Raw genomic sequence first — 18996 nt, 5'->3', positions numbered from 1 at the left:
CCGTATTCTGCTCACTGGAATGCCCATGCTGCTATCTATCCACCACGCCGCGATCATCTGCTCCGACTATGCCGTGTCGAAGCGCTTCTATACCGAGACGCTGGGCCTCACGGTGATCGCCGAGCACTACCGGGAATCACGGCAGTCCTACAAGCTCGACCTGGCACTGCCGGACGCAGGGCAGATCGAGCTGTTCTCGTTTCCCGACGCACCGCCGCGCCCCTCGCGGCCGGAGGCGCAGGGGTTGCGGCATCTGGCTTTCGCGGTGGATGACGTCGCGGCCTGCAAGGCTGAACTGGAAGCCAAGGGCGTGGCGGTCGAACCCATTCGGGTTGATGAGTACACCGGCCGCCGCTTCACCTTCTTCGCCGATCCGGACGACCTGCCGCTGGAGCTGTACGAAAGGGCGTCGCGCTAGATCGGCAGCCGATATGGCCGAGCAAAACAGCAAGCAAGCATGCCCTTGTTTCCATACGCCGTCCTCGGCTAGGGTGCCGCCTCGACGAAATCGCGGTCATCAGGAGCATGCAGATTGATCAGAACAGGGATGTTGGCGCTGGGTTTGGCCCTGGCGCTATCGACACAGGCGGCCGAGCGACAGGTCTATCTGGTGGCCACGGTGCAACTGGATGGCTCCAGCCTGGCGCAGAGCATCTTCCTTCACGAGCCACAAATCACCGAGCTGCAGGGCTGCCTCGACGCCGTGCTCGACGGGCAGAGCAAGCGTGACTGGCTCCTGTACCGGCACATCTTTCGCCGCGACCGCTTCAAGGGCTTCTCCGGCCATATCCGCTACCAATGCGCCTACAGCGAGCAGCGCTTCAGCAGCTGGCACGATGGCCCACGCTATAACAAGCCGTACCTGATCGGTGTAAACGACGATGCCCAGATTAGCGTGGTGCGCACACCCAGCCAGGCGCAGTGCATGACCCAGCTGCGCGCGCTGCCGGCGGCGCGGCAGGCTCAGAGCTTCTGTGCCATGGGCAATCAGGAACTGCAGCCGTGAACCGGAGCCGCCCGACCAACAGGTCAGGCGGTACGGCACGCATCAGCCCGGCTGGTAGCTGCCCGGCACCGGCGCGAAGGAAACGCCGAAGCGGTTCCAGGCGTTGATGGTGGCGATGGCCAGGGTCAGGTTGGCGAGCTGGGCTTCGGAGAAATGCTCGCGCACCTCCTCGAACAGCGTCTGCGACACGCCCTGGGGCAGCAGGGTGTTGGCCTCGGCCCAGGCCAGGGCGGCGCGTTCGCGGTTGGTGAAGAATGGGGTTTCGCGCCAGGCACTCAGGGAATAGATGCGCTGCTCGGTTTCGCCCAGGGCGCGGGCGTCCTTGGTGTGCATATCGAGGCAGTAGGCGCACTGATTGATCTGCGAGACGCGGATCTTCACCAGCTCCATCAGCGGCTTGTCGACGCCATCCTCGCGGCGGCTCTGCCGTGCCAGGTAGGTTTCCAGCCCTATCATTGCCGTCATTACATCGGGGGCGGCAGCCTGGTAGTTCATGCGCATGGTGGTCACTCCTCGGTTTGAATGTGCAGCCAAGGCTACGCAGCCGCCGAGCTGAGCTATTGTAGATTTTCGACATCTTCGAACGCCGCCTGCCATGTCCGCCCTGCACGAACGACTGCCACCCATCGATGGCTTCCTGACTTGCCCGCCTACGCCTGCACTGGCTGCCTACGTGCAGCGCTTCTGGTGGCTGGAGGGTGACGCCGCCACGGTGTATGACGAGCAGATGCTGCATCCGGACGGCGCCTGCGGGGTCATCTTCAACTTCGCCGATCCGCTGGCCTTCGATGGTCATCTGCACAAGCCGCGCGCACTGATCGCCGGGCCGCAGCTGGCCAGCTCGCGGTTGCAACTGGCAGGGCAGGTAAGGCTGATGGGCGTGCGTTTTCGCCCTGGGATGGGCGCGGCGTTCTTTGGCGTCAGCCTGGATGAGCTGGCCGGCTTCCACGGTGCCGACTGGCAGCGGCTGGGCTTCGCCGCATTGGTCGACCAATTGGCCGAGTTGAGCCGCGAGGCGCAGCTGCTGCTGGTGGAGCAGGAGTTGATGAGGCGTTTGCAGGCGGCGCAGGAGCGACGCTCACCGGTGCAACAGCTGCTGGCGCAGATCACTGCGACCCAGGGCCGACAGCGTCTGGCTGATCTGCTACAGGCGGTGCCACTCGGGCAGCGTCAGCTGGAACGCCTGTTCCGCTACCAGGTGGGCCTGACGCCCAAGCAGTTCAGCCGCATTCAGCGCGTCGCGCTGGTGCGCAACCAACTGCGCTCCGGCCAGCCGCTGTTGGACACCGCCCTGGCCTGCGGCTACAGCGACCAGGCGCACTTCATTCATGACTTCAAGACGGTGGTCGGCATGACGCCGGGGCAGTATCGGACGAGCAGGATAAGGCGATAACGGCCGTAAGCCCTGAGCCAGCGTGCCACCACCTGCGGGAAGGGATCGGCCGGGGTGGCCTTACGCGAAACGCTCAAGGCTCTGCTAGCCCGCTCAGATGGCTTTGCTGAGTGCTTCGAGCAACTGGGCTACCTTCTCTTCGTTTCGCTTGTAGTAGGTCCAGGGACCGATACGCTGCGAGGTCACCAACTGCGCGCGCTGCAGCGCCGCCAGGTAGTTCGAGACGGTGGACTGCGACAACCCCACACGCTCCTGGATGATGCTAACGCACACACCCAGCTGTTCGGGATCGGCTTCCTGCTCGGGGAAGTTGATCTTCGGGTCCTTCAGCAGGGTTAGGATGGCCAGGCGTGTGGGGTTATCCAGGGCCTTCAGCGCTTCACTGATGTCTATGCTCATATCCGCGGCAGGTAATGGGTTTTCGCGATCTTACGATACTTTGTCGGTGCTGGCTGCGCGCACTCCACGGGAGCGCGCGCATGCCGACTCAGTGCGCGTACGTCGGGTAGTCGATGTAACCCTTTTCGGTGCCGCCGTACATGCTGCTGGCATCCAGCGGATTCATTGGCCAGCCATGGGCAATACGGGCCGGCAGGTCCGGGTTGGCAATGAACGGACGGCCGAAGGCGATCAGGTCCGCCCAACCGGCTTCGATCGCCGCGGTGGCGCGCTCCGGGGTGTACTTGCCTGCGTAGATGATCGTACCGCTGAAAGCCGCCCGCACTGCCTCGCGGAAACTGCCGGGCAAATCGGGCGCGGTGTCCCAGTCAGCCTCGGCCAGTGATACGTACGCGACGCCGATGGTTTGCAGAATCTTCACCGCTTCGATGTAAGTCTCATGCGGGTCTTGCTCCACCAGGCCGAGGTAGACGCGCTCCTCGTCCGTGCTGGCGAACAGCGGCGCAAAGCGAACCCCCACGCGCTCGGCACCTATGACGTCGGCTATCGCCTGGACCGCTTCGCGCAGAAAACGCAGCCGGTTCTGCAACGAGCCGCCGTATTCGTCTGTCCTGCTGTTGGTGTGAGCGGAGATGAACTGGTTGACCAGATAACCGTTGGCGCAGTGAATCTCGATGCCATCGAAGCCTGCTTCCATCGCATTGCGCGCGGCTTGGGCGTAGAGCTGCACCAGCTCTTTGACCTCGGCATTGGACAGCGCCCGCGGCATCGAGGGCTCGACCAGCGCGCCCTCGCCAGGGCCCGTCTCGATAAACACCTTGACGTTGGTCGCCGCAATGGGCGACGGCGCAACAGGTTGCTCACCGCCGGGTTGCAGCGAGGTGTGCGAGACACGGCCGACATGCCACAGCTGGGCGAAAATTACGCCGCCCTCGTCATGCACCGCCTGGGTAACGGCCTTCCAGCCTTCGACCTGTTCCGGGCTGTGAATCCCGGGTGTCCAGGCATATCCCTGGCCACGCGGCTCGATCTGGATGCCTTCCGTCACCATGAAGCCTGCACTGGCTCGTTGCTGGTAGTAGGTCGCCATTACGGCGTTCGGAATATTGCCTGGCTGCGAACTGCGCGAGCGTGTCAGCGGTGGCAGCACGACGCGGTTACGCAGGGCGAAGGAGCCAAGCGAGGCAGGTGTAAAAAGAGCTTTATGATTCATAACGTAATATTTGGATATCGTGATTTATAGATATTGGTTGACAGAGGTCATCTCACGTATGTGAGTTCGCCGCTACAGCCGTGCCGTCGGGTATTACCGCAACTGCGACAAGAGGCCGATCGTCGGCTTCATATCGATAAATGTCAATATCTAGATTTTAGCAGCGCTAGGAATATGCATATTCGGATCGAGTCTCTAGGCGGCACTCGGTGGTGGCGACTGCACCGCCGTTGGCCGCGTCCCGTCGCGAACTTGGCAAGATCCGTGGGAACCTTGTCATTGTGACAACGTCGGAGCCGCCGCACACTGCATGCATCTTCCCGCAAAGGTGCACCCATGGACGCCATTCGCACCATCGCTTGCCTCGTGTATCCCGATGTCATGAGCCTGGACGTCACCGGTCCGCTGCAGGTTTTCGCCTCAGCCAATGTAGAGCGGCAGCGCCAGGGTTGGCCGGCTGCTTACGAACTCCTTCTGCTTGGTGACGCGCCAGGCGCCGTTGCCACTTCGGCGGGGTTCAAGTTGGTCGCCGATGCAGCCTGGCCCGAGATCGATCCTGGATCGTTGGATACCCTGCTGGTTCCGGGTGGCCTTGGCGTCACGGCGCAGAGGCACAACGGGCCGCTGCTGGCTTGGCTTAGAGCCGCCGAGCAACGGGTGCGACGGCTGGGGTCGGTGTGTTCCGGCGCGTTGATCCTCGCCGAAGCCGGGCTGTTCGACGGGAGCAAGGCGACCACCCACTGGGCAGACCTCGAAGCCCTTGGCGAGTACGCCGCCGTAGAGGTGCATGGCGACAGTCTGCATACCTTCGACCCAACTGATCCTGCTGCGGCGCATCTGTTCAGCTCGGCTGGCGTCACGGCGGGCATCGACCTGGCGCTGGCCCTGGTGGAGGCGGATCTAGGCCGTGCGCTGGCCCTCTCGGTGGCTCAGCGGCTGGTGATGTTTCTGCGCAGGCCCGGCGGGCAGACGCAGTTCAGCCCGATGCTCGCAACGCCCAGCAGCGCGGTGGGCCGCCTGACCGCGCTTCTCGAGTGGCTGCCTGGTCATCTGGGTGACGATCTTTCCATCGAAGCCCTGGCCGAGCAGGCGCACATGACGCCGCGCACCTTGTGCCGGCTGTTCAATCAGGAAGTCGGCATGGGGCCGGGCCGCTATATCGAGCGGCTACGTCTGGAAGCCGCGCGCAGCTTGCTGTTGAGCGCCGAAGCCTCGATCACAACGGTGGCGCGGCTAACCGGCTTCGGGCATCCGGAGAACCTGCGGCGCAGCTTTCAGAAACACCTGTCGGTAAGTCCGCGAGATTTCTCACAGCGCTTCGGCTGAGCCCGACGCGCCACACCCTTCGCTCACAGCAGGCCCTTGGCACATCGCCGGGCACGCCTGTGCCCGTTTCCCAGCGTCGCGAGGCGATCTTCATGCATCTACTTTTCCGCAACTCCCAGGTGTTTCGCTTGTTCATGGCTCAGGCGTTGTTCTGGTCCTGTTCGATGACCGGCATCATCCTCACTTCGATCGTCGGCCTGCGCTTGGCGCCCTTCCCGAGCCTGGCATCGTTGCCGCTTGCGGTGCTGATGCTTGGCGGCCTGCTCGCGCTGCAGCCGATCGCCTGGCTCATGCAGCGCCATGGACGCAAAGTTGGCTTTCTGTTCGGCGCACTGGCCGGGGTGCTTGGCGGGCTGGTAAGCGCGCTGTCGCTGTGGCTCGACAGCTTCACCCTACTCTGCCTCGGTTCCTTGCTGATCGGTGGTTATCAGGCATCAGCCATGTACTACCGCTTTGCGGCGATGGAGGCCGTGAGCGAAGCCTTCAAGGGCCGCGCCACGGCCTGTGTGATCGGCGGTGGCGTGATCGCCGCGCTGGTCGCCCCTTCGCTTGGCAATGCCGCTCGCGGATTGATTGATACACCCTTCGCTGGCGCCTATCTGCTGATCGCTGCGCTGGCAGCGGTGGGCGTGGCGGTACTTTCCGGCCTCAGCACCTATGGCGCGACAAGCGCATCCCCGAGCGCACCGTCGCGGGTGTCGTGGCGCGAGCTGCTTTCGCGCCCGACGGTCAGGGCCGCTGTGCTGACCACTGCCGCCGGTCACGGGTTGATGATTCTGGTGATGAACGCAACGCCTTTGGCGATGCATGGCGAAGGGATGGATTTGCAGGCCAGCGGCCAGGTGATCCAGTGGCACATGCTCGGGATGTTCCTCCCGGCCTTCGTCGCCGGACCTCTGGTCGACCGGCTGGGCAGCCGCATGGTGGCCTGCGTGGGCAGTGGTCTGCTGGTCGTAAGCGCAGTCGTCGCTCTACTTGGCGTCAGCCACTGGCACTTCATGATCAGCAGCTGCCTGCTCGGTATCGGCTGGAATCTCATGCTCGTCGCCGGCTCGGCGCAGCTGGGCCAAGGCCATGCAGTGGATGAGCGAGCCCGGGCGCAGGGCTTGATGGAGCTGAGCAACGGCAGCGTCGCGGCAGTGATGTCGTTCGCCTCCGGCGCGCTGATTGCCCAGGCAGGCTGGGCGGCAGTGAATATCGGGCTGCTGCCGATCGTGACGCTGGTGGTGCTGGTGCAGATGTCGCTGGGGTATCGGCAAAGGCAGACGGCGTAACGCTACGCAGCCGGAGACGCGCTCAGGACGGTTTCTGCTCGGAAATCAGATGAATGATATTGGCCGGGCTGGAGATCCAGAACGCCCGGAAGCCGTCGGGCAGGGGTTCGATTTCGTCGCGACGGGCGCAATGCTGCTGTTGCAGAAAGGCCGAAGCAGCGTCCAGATCGTCCGTCACGATTTCCAGCCAGATTTCCGCCTGGCTGACGCCCGCCACGCGATCGAGCCAGAGCACCTTGTCGCCGAATTCGAAGCGCGGTGTCTGTTCGCCATCCGCGTCGTTCGGCGTCAGCTCCTTCAGCCCCAGGGTTTCACGGTAGAAGGCGACGGTGCTGGTGTACTCATGGGTAGGCACCTTCATCGCCATGTTTCGGCCGGGCAGGAATCTCGGATTCATCGGGTCGCTCCACTGGCGCGCCGACCACCCCGGCCGGCGCCGCTAGCAAGCCAGTACAGACGCCATCGGCCGTGCGCGCAAGGCGCCAAGGCAGGCGCTGCGGCTGCTCATCGCGGCCTCACCCCGTCCAGTATCAGCGCCTGCAGGCTCTTCAGCGTTTCCTCGAAGAACGCCGGATCATCCAGGGTCTTGCCGGCCACGGCCTCGACCTGCACGCGGAAGTCGGCGTAGTGCTGGGTAGTCGCCCAGAGCGAGAAGATCAGGTGGTGCGGTGCGATGGGGGCGAGCTTGCCGGCGTCGATCCAGGTCTGGATCACCGCGACCTTGTTTTCCACCAGGTCGTGCAGCGGCTGCTGCAGCTCGCCCAGCAGCAATGGCGCGCCCTGCATGATCTCCATGCAGAACAGCCGTGATTCGGCGGGATGGTCGCGGGAGAGTTCGAGCTTGACCCGCAGGTAGTCGCGGATCGCCTCGACCGGGTCCTGCTCGACGGAAAACGCCTGCAGCGGTTGCAACCAGACCTCCAGCAGCTGACGCAGGACGTTGGTGTAAAGCTCTTCCTTGTTGCCGAAGTAGTACAGCAGGTTGGTCTTGGAGACGTCTGCCTGGGTCGCCACCTGATCGAGACTGGTGCCGTGCAGGCCGAAACGGGAGAACAGCTCGAGCGCTGCCTGGAGGATGCTGGCACGCTTGCTTTCGATCATGCGCAGGCGTCGGTCCTGGGCACTGGCACTCGGCACGCGAGCTGCGCCCTTTGGTCGAGGGGTCTTGCTGGCAGTGAGGCGCTTGCGGGGCGAAACGGGAGGCTGATCTGTCACGGGATTACCGGATGGGTTCGTACGAGCCGCTACTGTAGCGCGGCGAGTGTGTGGCGCACGAGCGACGAAGGCGGCTGCGACTGCTGCACGATCTTCGTGCGCCGCGCACAAACCAGGTGCTCCGATTCAGACCAAATGGTCCACATTACACCACCTAAATAACTCATCTCCTTGATTCAAAAGCAAAATCAGATTCTGGCCTGCATCCTGCTAATGCACTTGCGACCCTGCCCGTCACGTTCGGGCAGCGCTTTCTAGCCATTGCGTACAGAGGTGCTACCCATGGATGTTGGTGTTTTCATTCCGATCGGCAACAACGGCTGGCTCATTTCCGAAAATGCGCCGCAGTACATGCCGACCTTCGAACTGAACAAGGCCATCGTGCAGAAGGCCGAGGGCTACGGCTTCGATTTCGCGCTGTCGATGATCAAGCTGCGTGGCTTCGGCGGTAAGACCGAGTTCTGGGAGCACAACCTGGAATCCTTCACGCTGATGGCGGGCCTGGCCGCGGTCACCAGCAAGATTCAGTTGTTCGCCACCGCCGCCACCCTGACCCTGCCGCCGGCCATCGTCGCGCGCATGGCTTCGACTATCGATTCGATCTCCGGCGGCCGCTTCGGTGTGAACCTCGTCACCGGCTGGCAGAAACCAGAATACACGCAGATGGGCATGTGGCCGGGGGATGAATTCTTCGGCACTCGTTATCAGTATCTCGGCGAGTACGCCCAGGTGCTGCGCGACCTCTGGGCCACCGGCCGCAGCGACTTCAAGGGCGAGCACTTCCAGATGGAGGACTGCCGCGTCAGCCCGAAACCTCAGGCGGACATGAAGATCATCTGCGCCGGCTCATCCGATGCCGGCATGGCCTTCTCGGCGCAGTACGCCGATTACAACTTCTGCTTCGGCAAGGGCGTGAATACCCCGACCGCTTTCGCACCGGCCACCGAGCGACTGCTCAAGGCCACCGAGAAGACCGGCCGCCACGTCACCTCCTGTGTGCTGTTCATGGTGATCGCCGACGAAACCGACGAAGCCGCTCGGGCCAAGTGGGAGCACTACAAGGCCGGCGCAGATGAGGAAGCCATCGCCTGGCTTGGCGAGCAGGGTGCCGCCGACAAGGGCGCCGACAGCAACATCCGGCAGATGGCCGACCCGACTTCGGCAGTGAACATCAACATGGGAACGCTGGTGGGTTCCTACGCCAACGTGGCAAGGATGCTCGATGAGATCGCCACCGTACCCGGCATGCAGGGCGTGATGCTGACCTTCGACGATTTCCTCGAGGGCGTCGAAGCCTTCGGCCAGAAGATCCAGCCGCTGATGCAGAGCCGCCGGCACGTCACCGCGCTGAAGGAATCGGCCTGATGAACGCCGTCGAACAGATCTCCGGCTACGGCCTGAGCGCAACGGACGAACCTGTACAACTGCCGGCACGACCCGAGCCGCTGGCGATGAAGGCGAGCGAAACCGCGCTAATCGTGGTGGATATGCAGAACGCCTATGCCAGCCGCGGCGGCTATCTCGACCTGGCGGGTTTCGATATTTCAGCGACCCAGCCGGTGATCGAGAAGATCCGCCAGGCATTGGGCGCAGCCCGCGCCGCCGGCATACAGGTGATTTTTCTGCAGAACGGCTGGGACAACGGGTACGTCGAGGCCGGCGGGCCGGGTTCGCCGAACTGGCACAAGTCCAACGCGCTGAAGACCATGCGAAAGCGCCCGGAACTGGCCGGCACACTGCTTGCCAAGGGCGGTTGGGATTACGCGCTGGTGGATGAGCTGGCGCCGCAGCCCGGCGACATCCTGGTGCCCAAGCCGCGCTACAGCGGTTTCTTCAATTCGCAGCTGGACAGCACCCTGCGTGCCCGTGGCATCCGCAACCTGGTGTTCACCGGCATCGCCACCAACGTATGCGTGGAATCGACCCTGCGCGACGGCTTCCACCTGGAGTACTTCGGCGTGGTGCTGGCCGATGCCACCCACCAGGCCGGGCCGGAGTTCGCCCAGCAGGCGGCGCTGTACAACATCGAAACGTTCTTCGGCTGGGTCTCCAGCGTCGACGCCTTCTGCCGGAGCTTCGCGACCACACCTGAAGTGGCGGTCGCCAGCTGATTACCCCCAAGTGCCCGACCGCGGCGCCCGCAGAGGCGCCCGCCGGGTTCGCCTGAATGCCTTGCAAGGAATCAACGACATGCCCAAGCAATCCATCATCCCCGCTGGCTCCGGCAAACCGCTTGCCCCCTACGTGCCCGGCTCCATGGCCGATGGCGTGCTCTACGTTTCCGGCACCCTGCCGTTCGACAAGGACAACAACGTGGTCCACGTCGGCGACGCCGCCGCGCAGACCCGCCATGTGCTGGAAACCATCAAAGGCGTCGTCGAGGCTGCCGGCGGCAGCATGGACGACGTCACCTTCAACATGATCATGCTCACCGACTGGGCCAACTACGCCAAGGTCAACGAGGTGTACGCCGAGTACTTCCCCGGCGAGAAGCCCGCGCGCTACTGCATCCAGTGCGGACTGGTGAAACCCGATGCGCTGATCGAGATCGCCAGTATCGCCCACGTCGGCCAATAGCACCTGCCGGAGCGGGCCAGCCGGCGCGCCGGCCGCCCGCATCTCGCCCCCGCGGAGGGAGTGACATGCACTACGAACTTCATGGCCGCATGGAGCCCGATGCACCGACCCTGGTGCTCAGTTCCGGCCTCGGCGGCGCCGCCGCCTTCTGGACGCCGCAGCTGCCGGCGCTGACCCAAGACTACCGAGTGCTGGTCTACGATCAACTGGGGACCAACAAGAGCCCGGCGAACCTGCCGGCGGGCTATTCCATCGAATCCATGGCAGTGGAATTGCTGGAGCTGCTGGACACCCTGGGCATCCGCCGCTGCCACTTCATCGGCCATGCCCTCGGTGGGCTGGTCGGCTTGCAGATCGCCCTGCTGCGGCCGCAGTTGCTGCAGAGTCTGGTGCCGATCAATGCCTGGAGCAGCCCCAACCCGCACAGCGCGCGCTGCTTCGCGGTGCGCCTGAAACTGCTGCACGACAGTGGCCCGGCGGCCTATGTGCAAGCACAATCGCTGTTCCTCTACCCAGCCGACTGGATCGCAGCCAACAGCGAGCGACTGGCACGCGACGATGCCCATGCACTGGCGCATTTCCCACCGACGATGAATCTGGTGCGGCGCATCGAGGCGCTGCTGGCCTTCGATATCGAGGCCGAGCTGGTGCGCATCACCACCCCGACCCTGCTGATAGCCAACCGCGACGACATGCTGGTGCCCTGGCAACACTCGCAGCACCTGGCCGCCGCCCTGCCCAATGCCCAGCTGGCGCTGCTGAACTACGGTGGCCACGCGTCCAGCGTCAGCGACAGCGAACCCTTCAACCAGATCCTGCTGGACCATCTTGCCGAGCAATGCGGCCAGGTCGCAGCAGCCTGAGGAACCGAACATGCACGCCCCCATCGACTCGAATGCCCTCGCCACGCTGTTCAGTGAGGCCCGCACCCACAGCGCCTGGCTGGACAAAGCGGTGCCGGACGGCCTGCTCGAACAGCTCTACGAGCACGTCCGCCTTGGCCCGACCGCCGTCAACAGCTGCCCCGGCCGCTTTGTCTTCATACGCACGCCGGAGGGAAAGGCAAAGCTCGCGCCCTGCCTGTCCAAGGGCAATCTGGAAAAGACCCTGGCCGCGCCGGTCACGGTGATCGTCGCCTATGACGAGGACTTTCCGGAAACCCTGGCGGAGCTGTTCCCCTTTGCCGACGCCCGCAGCTGGTACGCCGGGCAACCGGCACTGATCACCGAGAACGCACTGCGCAACAGCTCGCTGCAGGCCGGTTATCTGATCCTCGCTGCCCGCGCTTTGGGGCTCGATTGCGGACCGATGTCCGGCTTTGACGGCAGGGCGCTGGACGAGGCCTTCTTTGCCGGCACCTCCTGGAAATCCAACCTGCTGATCAACCTCGGCTACGGCGACGCCAGCAAGCTGCGCGACCGCCTGCCACGCCTGCCCTTCGACCGCGCCTGCGTCCTCGCCTGATGGAGAACCGATCATGCAACTGGCTCAATGCGAAACCACCAGTCAATTCAGCGCTCCAGTGATTCGTGAGGACTACCGCGACGCCATGGCGCGCCTGGCCGCGGCGGTCAACATCATCACCACCGACGGCCCCTGCGGCCGCGCCGGCTTTACCGCCACCGCGGTGTGCAGCGTCACCGACGAACCGCCGACGCTGCTGGTGTGCCTGAACCGCAGCGCTTCGGCACATCCCATCGTCACCGCCAACGGGCAGCTCTGCGTAAACACCCTGGCCGGCGCGCAGCGGGACTTGTCCAACCTGTTCGGTGGCAAGACGCCCATGGCCGAGCGCTTCGCCGCGGCGCAGTGGAGCACCGGCGTGACCGGTTCGCCGCTGCTCGACGGCGCCACGGTGTCGTTCGACTGCCGCATCAGCCACAGCGCCAGCGTCGGCACCCACGACATCCTCTACTGTGAAGTGCTCGCCGTGTATCGCCGCGACAGCGCCGATGCGCTGGTGTACTTCGGCCGCAACTACCACGGGCTGCCCGGCGCCGTCTGATCGACCCAGCGCCCCCCACTGCCCGAGCCCGCCGCGCGATCTGCGCTGCGGGCTTTTTTCGTTTTGTCGTGGCGAACGCTTCGTACCTGTGAGCCGTTACCGCACCTAGACAGCGCTTGCGCCTTGCTCTAACTGTTATGTTATAACTATTACATTCCTGCCAGATGCGTACCTTCCGATGACTGAAGCCGAACTCCTCGCCCAGCCCGCCGCTGCCTATATGAACGCGGAACAACAGACGTTCTTTCGCGACCTGCTGCTGCGCCAGCGTCAGGAATTGCAGAGCCGCATCGCTGAGGAATTCGACGCCTTGCGCGAAGTTGAACCCAGCAGCGATCCGGCGGATATCGGCAGCGCCGAAGAACAGCGCCAGTGGCAGCTGCGTGTGCTCGAACGTGAGAAGAAGCTGCTGGACAAGATCGACGACGCGCTGGATGCCATCGCCCGCGGCGAATACGGCTGGTGCGCCGAAACCGGCGACCCCATCGGCCTGCAGCGCCTGTTGCTACGCCCCACCACGACGCTGTCGATCGAGGCGAAACAACGCCAGGAACAGCGCGAAAAACACCAACGATCCGCCTGAGAGACCGCCATGAACCGCCTCCCCGTTACCGTCCTGTCCGGCTTCCTCGGTGCCGGCAAGAGCACCCTGCTCAACCACATCCTGAAGAATCGCGAAGGCCGCCGCGTGGCGGTGATCGTCAACGACATGAGCGAGATCAACATCGACGGCAACGAGGTGCAGCGCGGTGTAAGCCTCAATCGCGCCGAGGAAAAGCTGGTCGAGATGAGCAACGGCTGCATCTGCTGCACCCTGCGCGAGGACCTGCTCGAAGAGGTCGGCAAACTCGCCCGCGAAGGCCGCTTCGACTACCTGTTGATCGAGTCCACCGGGATTTCCGAACCGCTGCCAGTGGCCGAAACCTTCACCTTCCGCGACGAGCAGGGCCAGAGCCTGGCCGACCTGGCTCGGCTGGACACCATGGTCACGGTGGTCGACGGGGTTAATTTCCTGCGCGACTTCCAGGAGGCCGAGAGCCTCGCCAACCGCGGCGAAACTCTTGGTGAGGACGACGAGCGCTCGGTCACCGAGTTGCTGATCGAGCAGGTGGAGTTCGCCGACGTCATCCTGATCAGCAAGATCGACCTGATTTCCGCCGCCGAGCGCGAAGAGCTGACCGCCATCCTCGGCCGGCTCAACACCCACGCCGAGATCCTGCCGATGAGCATGGGCCAGGTGCCGCTCGCAAGCATCCTCGACACCGGTCGCTTCGACTTCGAGCGCGCAGCGCAGGCACCGGGCTGGCTCAAGGAAATGCGCGGCGAGCATGTGCCGGAAACCGAAGAATATGGCATAGCCTCGACCGCCTACCTGGCGCGCCGGCCGTTCCACCCCCAACGCTTCTACAACTTCCTCAATCGCGAATGGAGCAACGGCCGTTTGCTGCGCTCCAAAGGCTTTTTCTGGCTGGCTACCCGCCCCGAAGAAGCCGGCAGCTGGTCCCAGGCCGGCGGGCTGATGCGCTACGACTACGCTGGGCGCTGGTGGCACTTCACCCCGGAATCGGCCTGGCCGAGCGACAGCGAAAGCCGCACGGCGATCCTCGCCAAATCCCGTGGCGAGTTCGGCGACTGCCGCCAGGAACTGGTCTTCATCGGCCAGAACATCAACTTCGACCAGCTGCGCCGCGAACTCGACGCCTGCCTGCTGAACGACAGCGAGTGGGCCGTGGGCGTCACCGGCTGGCTGCGCCTGCCGGACCCGTTCGGCCCCTGGCACGAGCAGGTCGCCTGATGCTGGCGCAGCAGATCATCCGCTCACAGCCGCGCCAGTTGCTGGGCGACTCCCCGGCAGTACTCGGCGAAGCGCTGAACGATGGCGTCAACCTCAGCGTATGGCAGCGCCAGCTGCCGCTGCACATTGCCGAGTTCGCCGAGACACTCCTGGCCTTGGGCGAGCCGCTGGCCGAATCGCTGACCCTCGAACCAGTCGGCGAGGACGAGGTGCAGCTACCAACCCTGGCGGCTGCTTATCGGGACCTTTCCGGCCATGCCGGTTTCGTCGCCGACATCTCCTGGCTGGTGCGGGCGTTCAGCTGCCTGGTCGACGCGCGGCGTATCGGCCTGCGCCTGCGCGTGCTGGACAAACCCATGTGCCCGCGCTTTCACGTCGATCATGTACCGCTGCGGCTGATCACCACCTACGCCGGCGCAGGTAGCGAATGGCTTCAGGAGGGCGGAATGCAGCGTCGGCGCCTGGGCGATCCGGCAGCCGAACCGACTGACCCGGCCGCCATCCAGCGGCTCGTCGCTGGCGACGTAGCGTTGTTCAAGGGGGAGAAATGGCTGGGTAACGAAGGCGCGGGGATCATTCATCGCTCGCCGCAGGCGACAACGGCTGAGCGCCGTCTGATTCTGACGCTGGACTGGCTGGCCTGAAGCCGGAGGGCCAACAACCGCGGCTGCGACCCTCCCAACCAACGACCGATCAGGCGGCCATCTTTTCGCACTCTTCAGCGCACTTGCGGCAGGCCTCGGCGCAGGCCTGGCAATGGTCGTGTGTGTGCTTGCCACACTCCTCGGCGCAATCGCGACAGACCTGTGCGCAGAGTTTGCAGAAGGCTTTCGCATAGGGGCTGTCGCGAGTCATCAGCACTGCCGCGATCGCACACATGTCGGCGCAGTCACGATCGAGTTCGATGCAGCGCGCCATCATCTTCACGTCGTCCTCGCGCAAGCAGGATGCCGCACAGGTTTCGCAAACCAGCGCGCAGTTGGAGCAAGCCTGGATGCACGACTGGTAAGTGGAATTGAGCATGGAATTTCCTCCAGCTGAAGTGCCAGCGAAATGCGGTACGGCGGGACCTTCTCCAGGTCATGCGCGCGAACCGCGCCCTACTAGGTAGGGGTTGGACGATCCATCGAAGTTCAATCCGTTCGCCGGACGGGCCATGCGGCACGACGCAGCGCAGCCGCAGCGGCGCCGCTACAATGGCCACCCCGTAAATCATCACCGACGCCGTAATTGCCATGCCCTTCACCCTGTCCGCGCCATGCGAGTTACTGGAAGTCATCAGCAAAAGCCGCTTCCTCGCCAAGGCCGCACCCGTGCAGAGCGCCGAAGAGGCCCAGGCCTTTATCCAGGCGGTCAGCGATCCCACCGCTACGCATAACTGTTGGGCCTGGAAGGTCGGCAATCAGTACCGTTTCAGCGACGACGGCGAACCGGGCGGCACGGCGGGTCGGCCGATACTCACCGCCATCGAAGGGCAGGATTTCGACCGGGTCGCGGTGGTGGTGATCCGCTGGTTCGGCGGCATCAAGCTCGGCACCGGCGGCCTGGCCCGCGCCTATGGCGGCACCACGGCGAAGTGCCTGCAGGCAGGCGAGCGCAGCGAGCTGGTGTCGCGCTCGCACTGCCGCTGCCATTGCCGCTTCGCCGAGCTGGCCCTGTTCAAGGCACGCCTGGCGGAGTTCGACGCGCTGCTGGAAGCCGAGCATTTCGATGCCGAAGGCGCGACGCTGGAACTTGCCCTTCCCGCCGCTCAGCTGCAGCCACTGCAGAGATTGCTCGCTGATATCACCCGCGGGCGCAGCCAGCTGCAAGCGTTGAACTAGAGCCTGCGTTGCCCACAAATACTGTGGACGCAATTGTGGATAACAATTGTATGGCCGCCTGTGAAGCGCTTGCGGCGGGCGCTCGACGAAACTGCACAATTTTTAACCAGCCAGCCTCCTGCGCCCCAATGGAGTGCGTTAAGCGCTTGAATTGCTAGATTTTTTGACTGGCCAGTCGGCTACTGACGTTTTGCCATCAATCGCGTTCCGCCAGCTCGAGGTTATGCCCGATTTGCGTGGAGAACTTTGTGGATAACATTGGGAACAACCTCGCCAACGCCCGTCAGAACTGGGCTGCAGACCGCTGGTCAATTAATCGCCAAACTGCAGCAACGGCAATGAAGCGGTCATTCGTCTGTCATGCAAAGATGCTTGAACGGGACAAACTGGTCAGCTGGCATATCAGTTGCTCCAACCCGCCGATAGAATGCCCGCACACCCGAAAGACGAGAATTTCGCGATGCACGACTGGCTCAACAATCTGCCCAAGGCCGAACTCCACCTGCACCTTGAGGGCTCGCTGGAACCCGAACTGATGTTCCGCCTGGCCGAGCGCAACAAGATCGCCCTGCCCTGGAACGACGTGGAGGCACTGCGCAGCGCGTACAACTTCGGCAACCTGCAGGAATTCCTCGATCTCTACTATGCCGGCGCCGACGTGCTGCGCACCGAGCAGGATTTCTACGACCTGACCTGGGCCTACCTGCAGAAGTGCGAAGAGCAGAACGTCGTGCATACCGAACCGTTCTTCGACCCGCAAACCCATACCGACCGTGGCGTGCCGTTCGAGGCCGCGCTTAACGGCATCAGCGCCGCGCTGGCCGATGGCCGCGAACTGCTGGGCATCAGCAGCGGGTTGATCCTCAGCTTCCTGCGTCACCTGCCGGAAGAGGAAGCCTTCAAGACGCTGGAGCAGGCGCTGCCCTATCGCAACGCCTTCTTCGCCGTTGGCCTGGACAGCTCCGAAGTCGGCCATCCGCCAAGCAAGTTCCAGCGCGTGTTCGACAAGGCACGGGGCGAAGGCCTGCTGACCGTCGCCCACGCCGGTGAGGAAGGCCCGCCGGAATACATCTGGCAGGCGCTGGATCTGCTCAAGGTCAGCCGTATCGACCATGGCGTGCGTGCTGCGGAAGACCCGAAGCTGATTGCCCGACTGATCGAGGAGCAGATTCCGCTGACCGTCTGCCCGCTGTCCAACACCAAGCTCAAGGTGTTCGCCGACATGCGCCAGCACAACATCCTCGACCTGCTGGAACAGGGCGTGAAGGTCACGGTGAATTCCGATGACCCGGCCTACTTCGGCGGCTACGTGACGGAAAACTTCATCGCGCTGCACGACAGCCTGGGCATGACCGAGGAACAGGCCCGCCGCCTAGCCCAGAACAGCCTGGACGCGCGCCTGGCCTACTGAACCGGTCGGTCGGCACAGGCCGACCTGCGACACCATGGCTCGTCCCACGGGCCATGGCAGCGCCTAGACTGTGCGGCAACCCACATACGAGGAGATCACCATGAACATTCTCGTCCGCCCGTTGACGCCCTATCCCGACAGCGCCTGGCAGGTAAGCCTGGACCGGCAGAAAGTCACCTTTCGCAGCGAAGCCGAGGCACGCGCCTTCGTTGAAACCCTGCACCGTCGCCTGCAGGCGCCGCATCCCCTGCCACTCAGCGCCTGATTGTCATTCCGTGCTGGCACGCGCAGTGGTGTAGGCCACGATCGTTGCCAGCAAGCCGCACAGGCTGATGATTGCTGCCAACGGCACCGCCGTGCCGTTGTGCAACGCCCCCACCGCGGAAGCGGCGATAGCCGCAATGGTGAACTGCATGCTGCCAAGCAGGGCCGAGGCGCTGCCGGCATTGGCGCGCTGGTCAGCCATGGCGCAGGCCGTGGCGTTCGGCAGCAAACAACCGAGGCAGGACACGCAGCAGAACAGCGGAATCAGCAACGGCCAGAGTGATTCAGGCTGCGCCGCCGCCACCGCCAACAGCGCCAGTGCACTGCCGAAGAAAAACCAAACCCAGCGCCGCACCCAGAACTCCGGCCCGCGCCAGCGCACCAGGCGCACGTTGACCTGCGCCATGAGGATAAAGCCCGCCGCGTTGATGCCGAACAGCCAACCGAAGTGCTCGGGTTTGACGCCATACAGCTCGATGAAGACGAACGGCGAGCCGGTGATATAGGCGAACATGCCGGCCATACACAGCGCGCCGGTCAGCACGTGGCCGATGAAGAAGCGGTCACGGAACAGCCGCAGATATTGTCCCAGCGCACCGGACATCGGCTGGCGCGGCAGCCCGTCCGGATAGGTTTCCGGCAACCACAGCGTGACTGCCACCAGACACATCGCGCTGAACAGCGTCAGCAGGATGAAGATCGACGGCCAGCCGAACGACGCCAACAAAGCGCCGCCCGCCACTGGCGCGAGGATCGGCGCCAGGCCCATGACCAGCATCAGCTGCGAGAACACCTTGGCGCTGGTCATCGGGTCGCACAGGTCTCGCACCACGGCGCGCGCCACCACCATGCCGGCACAGCCGCCGAGCGCTTGGACGAAGCGCACACCGATCAGCCAGTCCATGGACGGCGCGAAGGCGCTGGCCAGCGATGCCAGGGTGAACAGCGTCACGCCGACCAGCAGCGGCCCGCGCCTTCCGTAGCGATCGGCCAGCGGCCCGTAGACCAGCTGACCGATGGCCAGACCGATGAAGTAGGCCGCCAGCGATAGCTGTACGTGATCGACGCTGGTGCCGAACGACTGCGCCAGCAAGGGGAAGGCCGGCAGGTACATGTCGATCGCCAGAGGACCGAACGCGCTGAGCGCGCCCAGTATGAGAAGAATCCGCAGGGACATCAGAAGCTCGCAAAGCTGAAAAGAAGACTGGTCGAGTGAGTTGTTGGGACCTCGACCTTGCCCGGGAATTTGCACCGGCGCGCAAGATGCTGTTACATACACCGCCGATTGTAAACAT

General features: G+C 64.0%; 24 protein-coding genes. 17 read left to right on the top strand and 7 right to left on the bottom strand.

What is annotated here, in order from left to right; all coding sequences use genetic code 11:
* Positions 1-25 precede the first annotated feature (25 nt).
* The gene (gene gloA2, locus UIB01_RS03260; RefSeq protein WP_038656830.1) at positions 26-418 is read left to right on the top strand and encodes an SMU1112c/YaeR family gloxylase I-like metalloprotein; all 393 of its coding nucleotides are present in this window, start codon (positions 26-28) and stop codon (positions 416-418) included.
* Positions 419-547: 129 nt separating this feature from the next.
* Complete coding sequence (locus UIB01_RS03255; protein ID WP_038656828.1) at positions 548-1006, top strand: hypothetical protein; 459 nt, start codon at positions 548-550, stop codon at positions 1004-1006.
* 42 nt (positions 1007-1048) lie between these two features.
* Here the strand turns inward: UIB01_RS03255 and UIB01_RS03250 are convergent, their stop codons facing one another.
* A complete protein-coding gene (locus UIB01_RS03250) occupies positions 1049-1507 on the bottom strand; it encodes a carboxymuconolactone decarboxylase family protein (RefSeq protein WP_038656826.1) in 459 nt (152 codons plus the stop codon).
* A gap of 94 nt (positions 1508-1601) precedes the next feature.
* Here UIB01_RS03250 and UIB01_RS03245 point away from each other — a divergent pair, with 94 nt between their 5' ends.
* Positions 1602-2399: a helix-turn-helix transcriptional regulator gene (locus UIB01_RS03245; RefSeq protein ID WP_038656824.1), complete on the top strand. Its 798-nt coding sequence runs from the start codon at positions 1602-1604 to the stop codon at positions 2397-2399.
* A 93-nt stretch (positions 2400-2492) separates the two neighbouring features.
* Here UIB01_RS03245 and UIB01_RS03240 read toward each other — a convergent pair whose 3' ends face one another.
* Both UIB01_RS03240 and UIB01_RS03235 read right to left on the bottom strand, forming a co-directional pair.
* Positions 2493-2798 carry an ArsR/SmtB family transcription factor gene (locus UIB01_RS03240; RefSeq protein WP_038656822.1) on the bottom strand — a complete coding sequence of 102 codons (306 nt, stop codon included), beginning with the start codon at positions 2796-2798 and terminating at the stop codon, positions 2493-2495.
* Between the two features lie 88 nt (positions 2799-2886).
* Complete coding sequence (locus UIB01_RS03235) at positions 2887-4011, bottom strand: alkene reductase (RefSeq protein ID WP_038656820.1); 1125 nt, start codon at positions 4009-4011, stop codon at positions 2887-2889.
* Between the two features lie 336 nt (positions 4012-4347).
* On the opposite strand from UIB01_RS03235, the gene UIB01_RS03230 reads away from it, so the two are divergent.
* Both UIB01_RS03230 and UIB01_RS03225 read left to right on the top strand, forming a co-directional pair.
* Entirely contained in the window at positions 4348-5337 is a 990-nt protein-coding gene (locus UIB01_RS03230; protein WP_038656818.1) for a GlxA family transcriptional regulator, read from the top strand.
* A gap of 92 nt (positions 5338-5429) precedes the next feature.
* Positions 5430-6611, top strand: a complete 1182-nt coding sequence (locus UIB01_RS03225; RefSeq protein ID WP_038656816.1) for an MFS transporter — start codon at positions 5430-5432, stop codon at positions 6609-6611.
* A 22-nt stretch (positions 6612-6633) separates the two neighbouring features.
* Here the strand turns inward: UIB01_RS03225 and UIB01_RS03220 are convergent, their stop codons facing one another.
* On the bottom strand, positions 6634-7008 hold the full coding sequence (locus tag UIB01_RS03220; RefSeq protein ID WP_038656814.1) for a VOC family protein: 375 nt from the start codon (positions 7006-7008) through the stop codon (positions 6634-6636).
* 107 nt (positions 7009-7115) lie between these two features.
* Positions 7116-7826 (bottom strand): HTH-type transcriptional regulator RutR, encoded by a 711-nt coding sequence (rutR, locus tag UIB01_RS03215; RefSeq protein ID WP_038656812.1) that lies wholly within the window; start codon positions 7824-7826, stop codon positions 7116-7118.
* A 282-nt stretch (positions 7827-8108) separates the two neighbouring features.
* Here rutR and rutA point away from each other — a divergent pair, with 282 nt between their 5' ends.
* The 9 genes from rutA (at position 8109) to UIB01_RS03170 (ending at position 14847) form a co-directional block, all read left to right on the top strand.
* On the top strand, positions 8109-9191 hold the full coding sequence (gene rutA, locus UIB01_RS03210) for a pyrimidine utilization protein A (RefSeq protein WP_038656810.1): 1083 nt from the start codon (positions 8109-8111) through the stop codon (positions 9189-9191).
* Positions 9191-9937, top strand: coding sequence for a pyrimidine utilization protein B (gene rutB, locus UIB01_RS03205; protein WP_038656808.1), 747 nt, complete (start codon positions 9191-9193; stop codon positions 9935-9937). Before rutA ends, rutB begins: the two co-directional genes overlap by 1 nt.
* Positions 9938-10016: 79 nt before the next feature.
* Positions 10017-10403 (top strand): pyrimidine utilization protein C, encoded by a 387-nt coding sequence (gene rutC / locus UIB01_RS03200; RefSeq protein WP_038656806.1) that lies wholly within the window; start codon positions 10017-10019, stop codon positions 10401-10403.
* Between the two features lie 65 nt (positions 10404-10468).
* On the top strand, positions 10469-11266 hold the full coding sequence (rutD, locus tag UIB01_RS03195; protein WP_038656804.1) for a pyrimidine utilization protein D: 798 nt from the start codon (positions 10469-10471) through the stop codon (positions 11264-11266).
* A 10-nt stretch (positions 11267-11276) separates the two neighbouring features.
* Complete coding sequence (locus UIB01_RS03190; RefSeq protein WP_038656802.1) at positions 11277-11867, top strand: malonic semialdehyde reductase; 591 nt, start codon at positions 11277-11279, stop codon at positions 11865-11867.
* Positions 11868-11880: 13 nt separating this feature from the next.
* A complete protein-coding gene (gene rutF, locus UIB01_RS03185; RefSeq protein WP_038656800.1) occupies positions 11881-12408 on the top strand; it encodes an NADH-dependent FMN reductase RutF in 528 nt (175 codons plus the stop codon).
* A 178-nt stretch (positions 12409-12586) separates the two neighbouring features.
* Positions 12587-12991: an RNA polymerase-binding protein DksA gene (gene dksA / locus UIB01_RS03180; RefSeq protein WP_038656797.1), complete on the top strand. Its 405-nt coding sequence runs from the start codon at positions 12587-12589 to the stop codon at positions 12989-12991.
* Positions 12992-13000: 9 nt separating this feature from the next.
* Entirely contained in the window at positions 13001-14203 is a 1203-nt protein-coding gene (gene zigA, locus UIB01_RS03175; RefSeq protein ID WP_038656795.1) for a zinc metallochaperone GTPase ZigA, read from the top strand.
* Positions 14203-14847 (top strand): DUF1826 domain-containing protein, encoded by a 645-nt coding sequence (locus tag UIB01_RS03170; RefSeq protein ID WP_038656793.1) that lies wholly within the window; start codon positions 14203-14205, stop codon positions 14845-14847. Before zigA ends, UIB01_RS03170 begins: the two co-directional genes overlap by 1 nt.
* Positions 14848-14896: 49 nt before the next feature.
* Here UIB01_RS03170 and UIB01_RS03165 read toward each other — a convergent pair whose 3' ends face one another.
* The gene (locus tag UIB01_RS03165) at positions 14897-15226 is read right to left on the bottom strand and encodes a four-helix bundle copper-binding protein (RefSeq protein ID WP_015275686.1); all 330 of its coding nucleotides are present in this window, start codon (positions 15224-15226) and stop codon (positions 14897-14899) included.
* Positions 15227-15438: 212 nt separating this feature from the next.
* On the opposite strand from UIB01_RS03165, the gene UIB01_RS03160 reads away from it, so the two are divergent.
* The 3 genes from UIB01_RS03160 to UIB01_RS23215 all read left to right on the top strand — a co-directional run bounded on the left by UIB01_RS03160 (position 15439) and on the right by UIB01_RS23215 (position 17702).
* Positions 15439-16026 (top strand): IMPACT family protein, encoded by a 588-nt coding sequence (locus UIB01_RS03160; protein WP_038656790.1) that lies wholly within the window; start codon positions 15439-15441, stop codon positions 16024-16026.
* Positions 16027-16486: 460 nt separating this feature from the next.
* Positions 16487-17437: an adenosine deaminase gene (locus UIB01_RS03155; RefSeq protein ID WP_038656788.1), complete on the top strand. Its 951-nt coding sequence runs from the start codon at positions 16487-16489 to the stop codon at positions 17435-17437.
* A 100-nt stretch (positions 17438-17537) separates the two neighbouring features.
* Complete coding sequence (locus UIB01_RS23215) at positions 17538-17702, top strand: hypothetical protein (RefSeq protein ID WP_180983545.1); 165 nt, start codon at positions 17538-17540, stop codon at positions 17700-17702.
* A 3-nt stretch (positions 17703-17705) separates the two neighbouring features.
* Here the strand turns inward: UIB01_RS23215 and UIB01_RS03150 are convergent, their stop codons facing one another.
* Positions 17706-18878, bottom strand: coding sequence for a Bcr/CflA family multidrug efflux MFS transporter (locus UIB01_RS03150; RefSeq protein ID WP_038656786.1), 1173 nt, complete (start codon positions 18876-18878; stop codon positions 17706-17708).
* Positions 18879-18996 lie beyond the last annotated feature (118 nt).

This window comes from Stutzerimonas decontaminans, assembly GCF_000661915.1.
Lineage (GTDB): Bacteria > Pseudomonadota > Gammaproteobacteria > Pseudomonadales > Pseudomonadaceae > Stutzerimonas > Stutzerimonas decontaminans.
This window is presented reverse-complemented; position numbering and strand designations above follow the sequence as displayed.